This window comes from Cyclobacteriaceae bacterium, from assembly GCA_030584025.1.
Classification (GTDB): Bacteria; Bacteroidota; Bacteroidia; order Cytophagales; family Cyclobacteriaceae; genus UBA2336.
The window spans coordinates 3,917,184-3,934,997 of record CP129487.1 but is presented as its reverse complement, the minus strand read 5'-3'; the positions used below and the strand labels follow the sequence as shown (position 1 = coordinate 3,934,997).

Annotated in this window: 10 protein-coding genes; 2 read left to right on the top strand and 8 right to left on the bottom strand. The window is 44.1% G+C overall.

What is annotated here, in order from left to right; translation table 11 throughout:
- Positions 1-66: 66 nt before the first annotated feature.
- Positions 67-1,500, bottom strand: a complete 1,434-nt coding sequence (locus QY309_17820; protein ID WKZ61722.1) for an aldehyde dehydrogenase family protein — start codon at positions 1,498-1,500, stop codon at positions 67-69.
- Positions 1,501-1,616: 116 nt separating this feature from the next.
- Here QY309_17820 and QY309_17815 point away from each other — a divergent pair, with 116 nt between their 5' ends.
- A complete protein-coding gene (locus QY309_17815) occupies positions 1,617-2,462 on the top strand; it encodes a hypothetical protein (protein ID WKZ59704.1) in 846 nt (281 codons plus the stop codon).
- On the opposite strand, the gene QY309_17810 is transcribed toward QY309_17815, so the two are convergent.
- From QY309_17810 to QY309_17795, 4 genes are all read right to left on the bottom strand, one after another.
- Positions 2,459-3,154 carry an OmpA family protein gene (locus QY309_17810; protein ID WKZ59703.1) on the bottom strand — a complete coding sequence of 232 codons (696 nt, stop codon included), beginning with the start codon at positions 3,152-3,154 and terminating at the stop codon, positions 2,459-2,461. The two genes, QY309_17815 and QY309_17810, sit on opposite strands and share 4 nt — an antisense overlap.
- A gap of 12 nt (positions 3,155-3,166) precedes the next feature.
- Positions 3,167-5,200: an OmpA family protein gene (locus QY309_17805; protein ID WKZ59702.1), complete on the bottom strand. Its 2,034-nt coding sequence runs from the start codon at positions 5,198-5,200 to the stop codon at positions 3,167-3,169.
- Between the two features lie 137 nt (positions 5,201-5,337).
- Positions 5,338-7,641 carry a patatin-like phospholipase family protein gene (locus QY309_17800; protein WKZ59701.1) on the bottom strand — a complete coding sequence of 768 codons (2,304 nt, stop codon included), beginning with the start codon at positions 7,639-7,641 and terminating at the stop codon, positions 5,338-5,340.
- Positions 7,642-7,726: 85 nt separating this feature from the next.
- Complete coding sequence (locus QY309_17795) at positions 7,727-8,998, bottom strand: peptidoglycan DD-metalloendopeptidase family protein (GenBank protein ID WKZ59700.1); 1,272 nt, start codon at positions 8,996-8,998, stop codon at positions 7,727-7,729.
- A 125-nt stretch (positions 8,999-9,123) separates the two neighbouring features.
- Here QY309_17795 and QY309_17790 point away from each other — a divergent pair, with 125 nt between their 5' ends.
- On the top strand, positions 9,124-9,336 hold the full coding sequence (locus QY309_17790; GenBank protein ID WKZ59699.1) for a DUF3820 family protein: 213 nt from the start codon (positions 9,124-9,126) through the stop codon (positions 9,334-9,336).
- 3 nt (positions 9,337-9,339) lie between these two features.
- Here the strand turns inward: QY309_17790 and QY309_17785 are convergent, their stop codons facing one another.
- From QY309_17785 to QY309_17775, 3 genes are all read right to left on the bottom strand, one after another.
- Complete coding sequence (locus QY309_17785) at positions 9,340-11,427, bottom strand: cytochrome c biogenesis protein CcdA (protein WKZ59698.1); 2,088 nt, start codon at positions 11,425-11,427, stop codon at positions 9,340-9,342.
- 128 nt (positions 11,428-11,555) lie between these two features.
- Complete coding sequence (locus tag QY309_17780; GenBank protein ID WKZ59697.1) at positions 11,556-12,914, bottom strand: dipeptidase; 1,359 nt, start codon at positions 12,912-12,914, stop codon at positions 11,556-11,558.
- A gap of 66 nt (positions 12,915-12,980) precedes the next feature.
- Entirely contained in the window at positions 12,981-17,744 is a 4,764-nt protein-coding gene (locus QY309_17775) for a hypothetical protein (GenBank protein WKZ59696.1), read from the bottom strand.
- Positions 17,745-17,814: the final 70 nt, after the last annotated feature.

The window sequence follows — 17,814 nt, the reverse complement described above, 5'->3', positions numbered from 1 at the left end:
ATTACAAAATTACAAAACGGATTGATGTAAAAACGTTCGTTTAACCGGATGAAAAACGTCCTGTCGTTAAATTAATTTTAGCAGCCAGTCCATGATTCTTTTAACGCCCGGGGTATAAGGTGGATACAACGGGCTGATGGAAGTAAGGCCGCTTCGCTGACGTAAAACGGGCTTTTCGTTGGAAAACGCCAGAAAACCAAAATACCCATGCGATTTGCCAATACCGCTGTTGTTTACACCCCCAAAAGGTATGTTGTGATGTAAAAACTGAATGGCACAATCGTTAATACAAACTGTTCCGGCTGATGTTTCCCGTAACACCTGTTTTCTTTCACGGGTATCCGATCCGAAAATATAAAGTGCGAGTGGTTTTGGTTTGCTGTTAATCAGCCGAATGGCGTCATTCAGATTTTTGTAGGTAAGGATCGGCAATAACGGGCCAAATATTTCCTCCTCCATAATCTGTGCTCCGGCCGGTATATCCGAAACAATAACCGGGTGAATGAACTGATCGGCTGCATCCACTCGTCCACCGAGATGAAGTTGTGCGCCTTTCTCCACCAATTCTCGCAGCATGTTGCTTAGCCTGGCAAAATGTTTTTCGTTAACGATTCGGGCGTAGTGTGGCGATTGCTCAAGCGGCTTATCCCCTTCTTGAAATAACGTCTTCACTTCTTCCTTCAGGCGATCGATTAATTTATCTTTAATGGATTCATGAACCAGCACATAGTCGGGCGCAATGCAGGTTTGTCCGTTGTTGATAAACTTGGTTACCGCTATACGCCTGGCTGCATCTTTCAGGTTGGCTGATGGCGTTACTAATGTGGGTGACTTTCCGCCTAACTCAAGTGTAACTGAAGTAAGGTTTTCGGCTGCGGCTTTCATCACCACCTTACCGATGGCCGGACTACCGGTGAAAAAAATATGATCGAACGGAAGTTTTAATAAATGTTGCGAAACCTCAAGGCCTCCTTCGCACACAGCAACCACACGATCTTCAAACAGATCATCGCACATTTTCTTTATCAAGGCAGATGTGTTTGCTGTTGCTTCAGATGGCTTAATAATAACACTGTTACCGGCAGCCAATGCAGAAACCAATGGGCCCACGCATAGGTTGAACGGATAATTCCATGGGGCAATAATCAGGCAAACTCCTTTCGGCTCGGCAACAATTACGCTGCGTGTGCCCAGCATGGTTATGGGCGCATCAACTTTTTTGGGCTTGGTCCACCGATCAAGGTTAGCCAATGCATGCGCGATTTCATCCACCACCGGAAATATTTCGGTGCCATCAACCTCAGCCGCAGGCTTTTTAAAATCGGCATAAACGGCCCGCTGAATCATGGGCCGATGCGACAAGACCCACTGCTTCAGTTTTTTCAGATGAGCCTTCCGTGTTGAAACAGGCTCCTTTCGAAGGGTAGGCAAATACTCCTGCTGACGTTTAAAAAGGTCGTTAATCCAGTCAGAAACCAGCTTTTCTTCGAGGTTGGGCATCATTTCACCAAGGTATATAAAATCCTGAATCCATGCTCATGTTAAGTTAATGTTAAGTCCCTTGCGCATTATTACTGCCATGTTAATTTTGTTAACAATGGCTTAACATTCAGGTAATGTTGTCAAAGCGAATCACAACATATCGAACCTTTTTACTGATCCTCTTTGCCGTGGGGATGAAGTGGTGCTATGCTTCAAATGAAATTCCGCGAGAACGGGCACTATTGGAACCCTACCTGGCCACAGCCGATTATGCTGAAGTTGACCTAACCCGCTGGGAAAACTTTTTGAACAGGCTTTCGTCCAAGCGCGAACAATTTAAAGATGACCGTCAGTTTCTGGAGTTTGTTTTCTATCGTACACATCAATTGTTTTTGAAACGATATTCGGAAACTGGATCTTTTGCAGATGTTTTTGCACGTGGAACCTACAATTGTTTGTCGGGCACCATTCTCTACTCCACTATTCTGAATCACTTCGACATTCCGCACGATGTTATCGAAACAAATTACCACATATTCATTATTGCCCATACCTCCAAAGGCGATGTGTTGCTGGAAGCAACCAATGGCATGAATGGATTTATTCATGAGAAAGAAAATATCGATGCCCATATTGCCCGCTATCAAAATGATACACCGGACAATTCGAGTCGGATTGAATCCTATTACGATTTTTCATTCTCAACCTACAATACCGTAACCGAAGAAGAGCTGATTGGTTTGTTGTATTTCAACTACGCGATAGAGGCTTACAACAAAAAAGATTTACAACGTGCGGCCCTTCAATTGGAAAAGGCTACCGGGTACTACACGTCAGCACGAATTGAAGAATTCGCGTCAGTAATGCTGACAGCACTTGGTACAATTTCGATTAAGGAAGAAGAAAAGGTTAACCTTACAAACCGGTTGCAGAAGATTCGTTATAAAGCCATGCCCACGATGGTTAGCGCTAAAAACTAATCCTGCAAAATCCGAACCTCTACCCTGCGGTTCAGCCGGTGACCTTCCGGAGTATTATCCCGCGACAGCGGCTGCGTTCCACCAAAGGCTTTTAGTTTAATTCTATTCTTGTGGATTCCTTTGCCCACAAGATAATCGCGCACAGCATCCACTCGCTGCTCCGATAATTTCATGTTCTTCCCCGGATCGCCCAGGTAGTCCGTGTGTCCTTCCAATTGAATAACCATACTCTTATGCTCATTCATCATCTTCACCAACAGATCAAGTTCAGCATACGAATCCGGATCAATTTTCGATTTGGCTACTTCAAAAATCAGGTTATCCAACCGCATTACATGTCCAACCGTATGCTTCTTGGACGCACCTGTCGTATGATGTAATTCAATGTCCTTTACAATTCGATTGTCGCCATTCGCTTCGGTTGGGTCAAGCATATATTTGGCAGACGCAAACCCGGAAGCTTCTACCGTTATGGAATAGCGCTCACCATCAAACAAGGGAAATGAAAAGCTGCTGTTATTAATAACGCCCATTCGGTTACCATACGGAAGATTTTGATAGGTGATGCGTGCCACAACAGGCTCTTTGGTTTCGGCATTGATGATTTTTCCTTCTGCAACAACCAGGCTATCGGTTTGCGACCACAATGTGAACGTCATGAAGCAGAGCACACCAAGAATTAAAACTCTCATGTTCATGTCAGTTTATATTTTCACAATTTTAAATTCAACGCGTCTGTTTTTCCGTCTGTTTTCCAGGCTCGTATTCGGAACAGTAGGCTGGGTTTCACCAAAGAATTTCACGGCAATGCGTTCCGCAGAAATACCTTTATCCAATAAATACTTGCTAACGGCTTTTGCCCTCCGCTCAGAAAGACCCATGTTGTAATTGTCTTCTCCAATATCGCAGGTGTGGCCGGTAATCTCTACCTGCATGCCTTGGCGTTCATTCATCAGGGTTACAATTCGGTTTAATTCCGAAAACGATTCTGGCTTCAGAACAGCTTTATCAAAATCAAAGAAGATATTGTTCAAGGTAATGGTTACGTTTTCATCAATACGTGCAACCTGTATAGGTTGCAGCGTAAAGTTCTTATTCTCAATCACCATGTCGGAAGTGATGTTGCGCAAATCCAGGTTTTGGCTTTCGCTGATGTGATCTTTTGCTTCGGCCCGTACGCCATACAAATGACCAGCTGGAAGTTTTACTTCATACTCACCAGTTTCCGGGTTTGACTGCGCTATCCCCACATCCGTGCCATCGGGCAAACGTTCATAAATAATTTTTGCACCAATGGGCTTACCCGTTTCAGCATCAATAAGCTTTCCTTTAACCGTAACCCAGATTTCAGGGCTACGCAAAATCGGCAGCTTTACTCGAAAGATATCCAGGTTGGTTTCGGTTACGCCACGTGAGTAATAGGCGAAGTCACTATTGTTCGGAATGTTAAAGAAAAGGTCCTCCAATGGCGAGTTGATCTCTGGCCCAAGGTTCTCCGGTTCAGACCAGTTCGTCCAGGTATCATCCAGTCTTTTTGTTACGTACACATCGGTTCCGCCATAACCGCTGAAACCGTTTGATGAAAAATAAAGGGTTACATCATCGGGTGACAGAAAAGGTGCCGACTCTTCACCTGCTGTATTCACAATGTTTCCAAGATTCAGCGGTTCGGTCCACACGCTGTCATCTTTCATAAATGAAACATATAAATCGCGATCACCATTGGAATCTTCCCGTTCAACAGAAAGAATCATGGTTTTCCGATTATTGGCCAGAAAGTAATTGGCCTTTTCGTTAAAGTTATAGTCGTTGGTAATATTCAGTGCAACCGGTTTTGTCCACGTTCCGCCCACATTTGTACTCACAGAAACACCCGCCTGCATCTTATCATTATCAAGGTACTTGTTTCCCAACAACATAATGGCGGTGCGGCCATCAGGTGTCATGGAGCTTATGGAGTTAACGAAGTTAGGATATGCGTTATTGAACTGCGGCCCCATATTCCTGGCCAAAGTCCACTTTCCGTCTTCCCCTAATTCCGAATACCAGATGTCTTCTTTGTCATTAACACCTCCAGCATTTTCAGGGTGATTTCTTCTACTGAAGTATAACGTCTTTCCATCGGGTGAAAGAATTGGATTCAGTTCAGCGTACTCGCTGTTTACATTTTCATCAAGCTGTTCAATCACAATACCTGATGCGAGCAAAGCTGGTTTAGGAATAAAGGCTACGATGGGATAATTCGAATCTGAAATTGCCACAGCATCAATACCAAAATAATCCGGAATGGCAGCCCCATCAAATTCAAGTTTTACAGCCACAACTTTGTATGTGGTTTTTTCAATGAAGATATTCCGCATCATGGCTTTGAGCGGCACAGCTCCCGGGTTCAGGGTCATTGCTTCATACTCTCGCCCTGCTTCGTCATACAAGAGTATTCGACTCAAAGCACTGGGGCTATGCGATTCGGCAATAGCAACCTGCTGAATTTGAATCGGATTGTCGAATCCCAATTTCAAAAACTCTTTTCGGTTAGGTCTGTCGGGCGCCCAGGCATTGGGGTTCTGACCGCCAGCAGGCAATACATTGGGTTTGCCCAACACCTGCTGTGCTGAGTATTGAATGGGGGTTAATTCCGAAGAAAACTCGATAACTTTTGAAGCCCACTGAACAACCTGAGCCTGGGTATAAAAGAGGGGCGCGCTAAGCAGGAACAGGATTGCTAAACATCTTCTCATGAAGCCAATATTGGTTAGAATGAAGGGATAAACTTACCTAAAAATTTCAAAATTGATTGAAAACAATACATGCCTTAACCGGATGCATTTTCTAGCAATCTGCCGCAAGGTCGGGAAAATTCTATAAAAACAAGCGATCAGTCCTCCAAGGTGTGCTTGTTAAACATCAAAAATCCTACATGAAATAATACCCCGAATTTGTTCTCCTCATCGTCATAATAGTTGGCGCTGAGACTTATGGGGCCTACCAACGAATGATATACCAGCCCGGCCGTTCCTGCAAAGAATACGGTAGTTAAATCGCCATTCTTAATAGCTTCCTGATTAATGCCTTGTTGAACATAGTCAAGGGGCTTAAAGATGTAGCCCTCCAGCCGTAAATCCAGTTTTCGGGGACGAACAACGATCACATTTTTGGCGCCCAGTGCGAGGTAATTGGGCGAACGAAAGTTTTCAAGAATCAGCGTGCGGCTATCCTGAATGGGAAAAAACCCCGGAGTGTTCACGATTGTTCCGAAATAGTTTTGAAAGAAGGGTTGATTTGAAAACACGGCTTCGGCATAATAACCCGGGCGAAAGGTGCCCCGATTAAAATACTGCTCAACCGTTGCACGCACCCGAAACCATTGATGATTCCGCTCAAACGGAAGGTCGTTAAGGGATGTGGTTCCGGGAACATAATCTTCGTGCACATCAAAATAAAAAGCACTTAACGAAATGCTTTTACCTGCCGATGCATATTGCTTCCTGTCCAGGTTACTGGTGGTAAAGATGAATCCTGTTTTAAAACCACGTAGACTAAGCTCATCCAATGTATCCAAACTATTAAATGCTTTAGTGTTTGAGTACCGATCCTTATTGGTAAACCCATTAAACACAACTGTAGATTTAATTGTATTGCCTAACGGCCAGCCCAGGCGTACGCCAGCCTTCCTGTCGAAACGCCTCAACACCGTTGGCGTTGTTTTTTGTAGAAGATCGGTACCTTCAACATAATCATAATCGCTCAACACTACCTCGGGTTGAACATAAAACCGCCCGAGGTAAGGAAGATCAATACGGGTATTAGCCATGAATGATTTGTAGAAGCTACCTGTTTGTGCGCCTATAAAAAAATGCGTTAACGCATTGTTGAAATAATAGTAATCAAGGCCGAGGTAAAGATTACTAATGTTTCGGGAAGCCATTGCTCCACCAAAATCTACCTGAAAGTTTTTCTGTGGCCGTTGTGTCAGTTGAAGTTGAAAATTAGATTGAGTTGTGTCATAACGAATACTCGGATACATATTACTGAAATACGGTTCCGTAATCAATTTAAAATATCCCTTCTTCGCTTCCTGAATAGTCAATGGTTTTTCCAAACCGTCAGCTTTTACATTAAAAATTCTTCGGATGTATTTGCGTTGCCGCGAATTCAGATTTCTAAACGTAAGGTCGTTGATCGCTAACGGCTGTTTCTTTTTCAAAAAAGCTTCTCGCCTCGACTGAACAGTAGGCTCACCGGATCGGGCAGGCATTTTCATTTTCAATTCATCCAGTTGCCTCAACGTTTGAACGTAACCGCTATCAATCAATGCTTTTGCGCGCACAAAATCAAATGACGTATATCCGTCTAGGTTTGGTTGGATATAAACTCCGTTTTCCGGAATAGCAGCCGGATCGGATTTATCCAAGAGCATATACAACAACGAACGGTTAATCAACTTATCATCGTCCTTATAGGGATACTCTTTAAAAATCTTAGACGATACATTTGATCCAATCAGTACATCGGGTTCAAACTCCTGTTGGGCAACATCTACCGGAAAGTTATTGTACACACCTCCATCAAACAGATATTTATCATCCACGCGTATGGGTGTGTAGAAAAAGGGAACCGTTTGTGTGGCCCGCAACGCATCACTTAACGATCCACGTTTTAAAATAACCTGTGATTGCGAGAATACATCGGCAGCCATTACCCGCAAGGGCACAAACAGACTGTCGAAATTGTTTCGCGATATGGCAGAGGCCTCAGCCATTTTTTCAGTAATCGCAAAATTCAAGGAGGCATCGCTGGCAATACTGGTATTAAACTGAACGGAGAGTGTCGAATCCAATGAGAGATCAAGCCGGATAAACCCCGGGCTTATCTCATCGCTATAATAATGAAAGTTGTATCCTCTTTCGGGCGAGCCGGTTATCCATCGAAGAAAGTCATCGGATAAAATCATTTCTTCAATTTGCTGCGGACTCATGCCTGCCGCATAACAGCCGCCCACAATGCCGCCCATAGAGGTTCCTACAATATAATCGATGGGTATGTTGTGCTCTTCCAGTGCCTTCAGTACGCCTACGTGTGCAATACCTTTTGCCCCCCCTCCACTTAATACAAGGGCTACTTTTTGCGCATACAAGCTTGTCGATGAAAATAAAATAAGAAGGAAGAGGGACTTTCGCATACCAACGATAACGTTAGGTTAGACGAAAATAGTTGAATAAAGTTGAAAGAAAGTTATTTTAATTTTACTTCCGACAACAATACGCCTACAAGGCCGAAGCAAACGTATTCGGAAATACGGAAGGGATCGCATTAAGCTTCTCGATCATCGCATTGCGGGCTGCATTATACGCTTCCAGGTAAGCCTCCGTTATCGGCTCAGATGGTGGAAGTTCTACGCGCAACGCATCAACCTGAACACCATTTTTCCAGAATCGATAGCAAACGTGTGGTCCTGTAGCTAAGCCTGTGCTTCCCACATTACCAATCCATTGCCCTTGCCGGACGCGTACACCCGGCTTAATGCCCGGTGCAATTTTCGACATGTGCAGGTACTGCGTGGTGTAAGTGCCGTTATGACGTATCTTTACGTAGTTGCCATTGTTACGCTTGTATTGTGCTTCCTGTACAATGCCATCACCAACCGATCGGATGGGCGTTCCGGTAGGTGCGGCAAAGTCGGTACCCAAATGTGCTTTGTAAACTTTTTGTACCGGATGTAACCTGCTTCGGCTGTAGCGCGAACTGATTCGGGTAAATTCAATCGGATATTTCAACAATGCTTTCCGTAAACTCTTTCCTTCTTCATCAAAATAATCCAGGCCATTACCCTGATCAAAAGCAATGGCATAGTAACCACTGCCAAAGTGGTTGAAGTAAATTCCGTTAATCTGTTTTATTCCAATCGGCCTTCCATCTACCTGTTGTTCTTCATAAATCAGTTTAAACTGATCGCCTTGTTGCAAGCGCTGAAAATCAACCTGCCAGGCAAAAATATCTACAAACTTATTGGTTAACTCATGCGATAAGCCGAGTTCATTAATCGTTTGTGAAAGTGAGGACATGATTACCCCGGAAATGGATTTTTCAACTACCGTTACTTCGCGTTGGCAAACATCCACAAACAACGAATCGCCAAACCGAAACACCACATAATCTATCGGATTGGGTTCATACACAAAAGCCTTGGGCACGCGCAGCGAATCGGCACTGCGGATAAACGTAAACTTCTTATCGGGAATGATTTTACGGGCATCAAAAACATGGCGCGGAAGTGATGACACCTGGTTGATCAGGTTCACCGGCACATTATATTCGCGCATAATGTCCGAAAGAAATTGATTTCGCTTAACGCGATCTTCAATCACTTCATGATTATCCACCACCATTCCATACAGCATGGTTGGGGGAGTCCAATCAAAATCAAGCGCAACAGGATTTTGAACTATGCCTGCATCATGACGAAATACATAATCGCTATAGATGAGCACGCTCAAAAACAGAAAAACACATGCACGTAAAAGCACCCGCTTTATCATGATTGCTATTTAATCCGTTAAAAAAATCAGCCTAAAGTTTAAAAAATTCAGGTTCAGAACCTGTAATACTCAGGTAAATGTAACAGATTTTGACAAAATGTTCAATTTTGAGGCCTTAAGGCCATATGGAAAAGCATGCACTGATAGAACTCACCACCATGAAAATGCCCTTTGGCAAGTACAAGGGTACATTGCTTTGCGATTTACCCGAGTTTTACCTGGCGTGGTTTCAACGAAAGGGTTTTCCTAAAGGAAAGCTGGGTGAATTAATGGCTACAGCCTACGAAATAAAACTTAATGGGCTGATGCATCTGTTGGAACCGCTGAGAAAGAGATGATGCTTACTTATACAGCTCTTCGTACTTCTTCTTTCCGCTTTCCAAAAACTCTACGAATTTCTCAACGCTACGGTCGTAGCCATACGGCCACGCCAACACACGTTCATCCGGCCCAAGCAGCACATAAAAAGGTTGCGCGTTATTATCCAGGTTTGCGATTTGAAGGTCCGCATTCTTTTTGCCGATCGTCTTTTTCACTTTGCCATCGTAGCGCGATGTAATCCATTCACTTTCCGGGAGTGGAGTTTTGTCATCTACGTATAATGCCACGATCACGAAATCATTTTTCAATCGCTCGAGTACAGCAGGGTCGCTCCACACCACCGCTTCCATTTCACGACAGTTGGTACAACCATGACCGGTAAAATCAATAAACAACGGTTTGTTCTGTTGACGCGCACAAGCCAACGCTTGCTCATAATCAAAGTATCCGTTTAAGCCGTGAGGCAAATGAAGGAAGTCGGTGTACTTCGGTAAATCACAAATTTCATTTGCACGCGTGCTGCGTGTCATCGAAACCAAGTCGAAGTCGTGCGTGTATTGTGGTGGTAAGTATCCGGCTAATGCTTTTAGCGGAGCGCCCCACAAGCCAGGCACGAGATAAATCACGAAAGAGAATACCAAGGTGGCCATTAACAATCGCGGCACGGTAACTTTCTCCACCGGACTATCATGCGGCATGCGAATTTTTCCGAGCAGGTAAAATCCAAGCAACGCAAAAATTACAATCCAGAGCGCAATGTTGGTATCGCGATCCAATAAGCCCCAATGATAAGCCTGATCGGCAATGCTGAAAAACTTTAATGCGAGTGCAAGCTCAAGAAAACCTAAGGTAACTTTTACGGCATTCAACCAGCCACCTGATTTCGGCATGCCCTTCATCCACTCCGGAAAAATAGCGAAGAGTGTAAACGGAATGGCGAATGCAAGCGAGTAGGAAAACATCGCCAGAATGGGTTTTAAAATTTGCCCACCGGCAGACATCACCACCACGTTCCCCACAATAGGTATGGTGCATGAAAACGAAACCAGCACCAAGGTTGCGGCCATGAAGAAGATACCTGCCAGTCCGCCCTTTTCGGCTTTCTGATCGGCTTTGTTCACCAATTGGTGTGGTGCATTGATTTCAAACAATCCTAAAAAGGAAAGCGCGAATACAATAAAGATGATGAATACAAACAGGTTAGGTGCCCAGTGTGTAGCCAGTGCATTCAATCCTTCTGCGCCCAGCAACACTGCGAACAACGTTCCGGCTAATGTGTAAATGGTAATGATGGATATTCCGAAAATAATGGCATTGCGAACACCTTCTCTTCGCGACTGGTTATCGCGAAGGAAAAATGTAACCGTCATGGGTACCATCGGAAAAACGCATGGAGTAATCAGCGAGATCAAACCCAGTACAAAAGCAAAAACCAGGTACCCGAAAAATGAACTGTCGTCCAAACTGTCATCACCTTCCAGAATGGTTTTATCCAACACAGGGCCTGTAAGTGCGCCATATTGAACAGGCGTTTTCGATGCTTCTGTTTTTGCAGTATCTGCAGGAATAGGCTCCTCCTTTATTTCAGGTTGATCGTTTTGCTTTGGCTTTTCAGGTGTTTTAGTTTCAATGGTTTTTCCAGAAACAGTTATTCCGGTAAACGAAAACTCGCCATCAAACGGAATGCATTTTCCGTCTACTTCTGTACAGGTTTGTCCATCATACGTTCCTGCAAGTTTCAGATCGGTTGACAGCACACGAATGGTTTGTCTGAATTCACCTTTGTCTTTGAATATCTTTACATCGCAACCAAAAATCTCATCGTACTTGTCGGTTGGATTGATTGCCCTGAGATCGCCTACCAATTCAAAACTGGCATTTGGTTCAAGTGTGATGGTGGTCAACATGGGTCCGCAATCCGGATCAAAGTCATTGGCATAGACGTACCATGTTTTGTCGGTGGTTACGGTAAAAATCAGGTCGAGCTGATCACCGGTTTTCACCGATGTTTTGGAGGGTGCCCATGTCCATTTTGCAGGGGTTAAAATTTGTGCGTATGCCGCGTTAAAAATGAGCCCCAGAAAAAGTACACCGAAGAATCTTTTCATAAACCTGAATATTGGAACGGTACGATAACGCATTCACCAGCAAAATAGTTGATGGAATGTAGTGTATCGTTTAAAATTAAAGAATTATGACAACCCCCTGACACTTTCGACACAACGAAAACCATCAATTAAGTTTTGGCATAGTGCTTATAAAAGGCCGTGATGGTTTCAATACCCAGCAAAAAGTTTTTCACCCCATAATGTTCATTTGGTGAATGAATGGCATCTGAATCCAAACCAAAGCCCATTAATACGGTATCCAAACCAAGCTCCTTCTTGAACAATGCCACAATCGGAATACTTCCGCCATCGCGGGTTGGAATTGGCTTTTTACTCCACACTTCTTCAAATGCCGCACTCGCAGCTTTGAACGCTATAGAGTCAGTTGGCGTAACCGCGGGCTGCCCGCCATGCAAAGGCGTTACTTTTACTTTTACTGATTTGGGCGCAATGGATGTAAAATGTTTGGTGAACAGTTCTGTGATTTCGGCATTGTTTTGATCAGGCACCAACCGCATGGAAATTTTAGCGTACGCTTTTGACGGCAATACGGTTTTTGCACCCTCACCGGTATAGCCACCCCAAATTCCATTCACATCCAACGTGGGTCGGATGCCTGTGCGCTCTAAAGTCGTGTACCCTTTTTCTCCTTGTATGTCATCAATGCCTAACTCCTTTTTATACTGATCCAAATTAAAAGGCGCTTTGTTAATGGCTTCACGATCGGCTGCACTCAACTCCACCACCCGATCATAAAAGCCGGGTATGGTTACGTGGCCATTCGCGTCATGCAAGGAGGCTATCATTTTGCTCAATACATTTACCGGATTCGCTACGGCTCCTCCATAGACTCCCGAGTGCAAATCGCGGTTTGGGCCCGTTACCTCAACTTCCACATAGCTTAATCCGCGTAAGCCGGTTGTAATGGATGGATGATCCAGCGAAATAATGGCTGTATCCGAAATCAGAATAATATCTGCCTTTAATTTCTCTTTATTCTCTTTTACAAAAATATCCAGGTGCTCAGAGCCCACCTCTTCTTCACCTTCCACCATAAATTTCACATTGCACGTGAGTGTGTTCAGCTTCATCATCGCCTCAAATGCTTTTACGTGCATATACACCTGGCCTTTGTCATCGCAAGAGCCGCGTGCATAAATTTTTCCATCTTTAATCACTGGCTCAAACGGAGGGGAAGTCCACAGATCAAGCGGATCGGGAGGCTGCACATCGTAATGGCCATATACCAATACAGTGGGTAGTGAAGGATTCACAATCTTTTCAGCATACACAATCGGGTGACCGGGCGTTTCACAAAGTTCAACTTTATCCACACCGGCTTCCTTGAATTTATTCACCAGGTATTCTGCTGCTTTGCGCACATCGCCTTTGTGGCGGCTATCTGCACTTACTGACGGAATGCGGAGCCAATCGAAAAGTTCATCCAGAAAACGCTGTTGATGGGTATCAATGTATTGCTTGATCATAAAATAGTATATCGTTTAAGCGAGGCGTGAAATTAAGTTTTATTTGGGCATGACGAAAACCGGATATCAAAATCCGTCATCATCATCTTTCTTCTCTTCCTTCCTCTTTAATACAGATCCGCTGTTCAGGTTGTAGGGCACTTCAATGCCATAGTATTGCTTGCGGAACCCGTTTACAAAAGCAAGTGCTTCTTCTTCCGTACCGGGAATAAATACCATCTCGCCAATTTTTGCCTTACCTGAATTGGTGCGCTTATACACCGTGGTATTGAATTCTTCATTGGACGAATACATCAACAGGCGGTTGTCTTCAAATCCAAAGTAATACCATGAATCAGGAGAGGCTTTAATGAACACATTAAACACGGGCAATCCATCTTCATCTTTCCGGATTTCCATAAAGCCTTCGAATGAACCATTAATATCGTTTCGTCCAATATTCGAAAGACCCAAGTTACCCTCGCTATAAAAAGCTTTGTGTTCAGCCGACCACTTGAGGTTTACATTTGAAAATGTTAGTGGCTTGGCCAAGGCCGGATAAGATGCCAGCGGAACATGACCCTGAGCCGTTCGTGTTTCATAATCCTTTACTGCACGTTCGCCAATGAGATCAGCGATTTTATACAGTAACTCGGTTGGATCACCCAGGCCTTCATCCACACTTTCATTTTGAATAACCAACTGGATGTCGCGTGCCATAATGTCAAATGCTGTGGAAATGGCCGTAGTGTTCACCGCTACCAATGAATTCATTTTAATCTCATTCGTTTCCATGTTGCCTTGGCCAATGGCGCTGGCGGTGATGTCAAAATCCTTATACCCATTAAAGAATTTGATCGGGCCTTCAAAACGAACGCTTGCGGTTTCATCGTTGTACGCAAAAACTTTTCCGGAGAGTTTGTTTCCAGCCGCCTTTTCAAGATCTTCAATCCGGTACTCTTTGCTTTCTACATCGTAGTACAAGGTACCGCTGGGCACAAAGAAGTCATCATCATCGTCAAGTTTTTCATTCAAAAACGAAATGTAAAGCGAATTATCAAGTGCAGAGAAGTGCAGGCCCGCATCCACTTTTCGACCTTCTTCGTTCAGTGCATTATCAAAATCAATGAATACTTCTGTTTCGTCACCGGTTTGCTCGTAGCGTATCCAGGTGTTGTAATCTTTGATTTTCTTAATGTCCAGTTTTATACTTCCGCTAAGCGTCAATGCGGGTTTAGTAGCATACATAATCATGTCGCCCCGGTAAAACATACCTGCACCCAATACCAGGTGATCTTGCTCTGAAACCGAACCCGTAGCAACGGTTTGTTGTGAGGCTGTAGACTGCTTTCGCCCAAAAAGTTTGGATGTTTGCACAGGCGCAACTTCTTCCAAGTGGAAGTCAGTCATTTTAATAGCAAACGTGTCGTTCAAAAAGTTTACATACTGATACGTAGCATAACCCGAAAATTCATTTCTGGAAATAACATCCACTACGCCTTCCGTTAGCCGGTGATAGCCATTTAGCGTATCAATGACGATGGTGGTGTTTTTAAGTGTGCCGATTTTTGCGTTCTCCAAAATAAGCACCTCACCATTTTCTGGGGTGATCTTGGCATCAGCCACAATGATGTATGGAATACCACTCACCTTAAGCTCTTGGGTTTTCAAATCATACTCTGCTTTCTCAGCATTGAAGTTCAGAGAATCCAGGTCTTTTCGGGTGGTATAGAAATAAGAATCTTCCAGCGGAACATTCTCCCCTTTGGTCATAATGATTTTCTGATTTGTGAGATCCCATCGCGCGTTGGGTATTGATGTTTTGAATTGCGCGTATGGAAAATCAATCGCAGCTTCACCGGCAATTTCCGGGCTGATGTCCGCGTAATTCTGCGCGAGATTAAATTTCACCCGCACATCAGTACCATCAATAAGTGGCTTGTTCGGGTCGGCCGACTTTGCGCGGAAACGCGCATGACGTGCTCCAAAATCTTTTCCATTAAAACTCATTTCGCGTGAACGCAACTCGGAACCACGTGTGTCTAACCGCCCGGCACCGGTTACACCATTTTTCGAAACAATCAATTGACCGGTTAATTGCGCGGTGGAATCATAAAGGTTAAATGGTGAGCGTGTGTTCCGGAAGCGCATCTGATCTTGCTTGGGCTTCCATAACATCTGGTAATCGGGCATGGAGGCTTGCGGAAAGGTAACTGCTCCAAATTGTTTCTCTTCAATGAAAGCGCGATCGCCTCGTGTAACTACCGAATCCGGATAAAAAACGAAATCATTTGAGCGAACCGTAGCCGCAAAGAAATTTATCGTGCCGACTGAACGTATCCCACGATTGTCAAGTCGAATGACACCATTTAGTTTTCCATCGCCCTTGTATAATTGATAGCCTCCTTGTGGAACAATGTGCTCAAAACCCAACGATTTATCGGGCATGGTGTGCAGCTTTTCTTTGAAGCTTGGGAACATACCACTCGAAACAAACGTACCCTCAAAGTTGATCGAGGTTGGGTCAGCATCATTCAAACTATCCAGTTTAAACGGGGGTATCGCAAAAAAAATCGATTGATCGTAAACACCATTCAATACTTCCGGCCGGTTGAAATAAATCACGCCACCGGTTGTTGCATCCAGTCGTGGGTAATTCGGAACTCTTTTTCTTCCTGATTTATTATCGGGTCTGTTGATGAATAATGTTCCGGATGATTTTGATAAATCACCCAAGCCACCCTCTGCAGCAGCAAGTGAGTCGGCTCCCACCATGGAATTGTTAATCTTCTTGCGGATCATCTGACCCTGGGCATTGCGCTCCATCGCAAAGAAATTAATGGAGTCAATGTGCGTCAGGTTAATGAAGAAGCTGTCGTATTTAAACGTAAAGTCATGACCGGTAATTTCGAAGTTACCCGCAGTGATGGTTCCGTTGAATTTAATGTCGCGGTTTTGAAGAATGGTGATTACACTGCTATCAGGCTTAATCACCACGTTCAGTGAATCACTCACGCTGAATTCTTCCACACCACGCACTACCATGTTGCGATCGGCAAAGTCGATAGTGGCATTTGAATAAACTGGCTTTTTAATGTCCAGTGTAGCATACGATCCTGCCACAGACTGTACTTTCAGGTTATCGTAATCGGCCTCACCTTTTGCTGCCAGGTATTGCGTAATGGCCTTTTCTTTAACGATCACCAAATCACCATTGGGCCAATATTCTACCAATCCTTTTGAAGCAAGAAATTCAATGGCCTTTTGCACGGCCAGAATATCCAGCCCATAGGTTTGTGCAATATCCCCTGTATGCGTTTCGCGTGTATTGTTTTCAATACAATACTTAGCCACAATACCCAATGGATGAAAGTTAAATCCAACACCTTTGGCCAGTTGAAAATCTATCGGACTGTAGTAATCATACGATTCAATAATCATGGGTGCCTGCCCGCTTCCCAGTTGTGCATAAACATCCAGGCTATCGGCTTTCATGTCCCATCGAATCATGTTGGCGGAAAAATCCATTCCAAAAAAAGTTGCCGTGAATGGCGCGTTACGCATAGCACCTTTTTCGCTCAATAGTACAAGTCTCTCTTTGGCATAATCGTACCGCATTTGCAATGAGCGGTGGTGAATCGAATCGTTTTCCTGAAAGATGGTAATTGTTGCCCGATCAGAACTGATCAGGGAATCTTTGAACACAAACTCCTTTGCACGGGCTTTGAATTTTTTACTATCCAGGCTATCGAGAATGGTAACAGAACCCAGGTCGCCAGCTACGTTGGTACTTTTTATTGTAGCCCCTTGAAGCGAGAAGCCACCCTGATACACGATATTCTCAGGACCAAGTCCATTTATTTTCAAGTTACCTTCATAGGACGTAAACCTCGGATAGGAAGAAGCAACAGAATCTTTTCGCTGTTGTGATTTAAACTCAAAGGTACCAGCAATCAGTCCGGGGGTTTTGCCGGTATAGTTCAGCATTACCAATGATGATGTAAGCTCGGTCTTCTTTGTATTGAAATTGTACTCCTTAAAATTGCAGTACACCTCCTCATCATTAAGTCCGGCAGGCGACCAGCCGAACCGCCCACCTTCACCCACAAAAAGATTTTGCGTGAGTGCGAAAATTCCTTTCGTGTTTCGCAGCAACACCGAGTCGTAAGGGGTTACAAAATTCAGTGACACACTGTTGAACCGGATAACCGGACCTTCCACATAAGGCGGTGGCGGTTGAGTCATCCAATACGGGGTGATTTCTGGCATGTTGGTACTGTCTGGTTCTTGCCAGTCACTCCAGTCATCGTAATTCTCATCTACTGCTGTTGTGTCAATTGGAGGCGGAATATATTCCAGAAACTCAAATGTATAATCATCATCCCTGGCATAGAGCCGGTTCGACTTATCGAAATGCAGCGCATGATGCTTAAAGAATGTATTAGCAGCTACCAGAAAGATGGATGTCTTATCAGATTTGTAGTTTTCTACAACCTTATCCACTACGTTCAAATAATTGTTTAGCTGTTGTGGGTCAATTCCCTCAACACTGATGGCATTAACCAAAGCCCCAAAATATTGTACAAAGTGCGGACGCAGTTTATACCCCTTCTTCTTCATGGTATAAAACTGACGTTGAATACGCTGTTGCTGATCCAAGCCCAGGTTATTCCATGCCGTTGGTAAAGCACCTCCAATAACCATGGCTTCGGTATTGCGTGTATTTTCCAATGCCAACCCAATGCTATCGGGGAAATTCAATACCACCGCGGGGGTTTTGCTTGCCTGGGCAAAGGCAAAAGCAGAGACCAGCATGAGGCCAAAAAACAGGTATGTAGATGTGCGCTTCACAGAAACTTAAACCTTCGAAATTCGCAAATAATGCCGAATAAAGCTAAACGGCCGGTTTGTAAAGGATTAA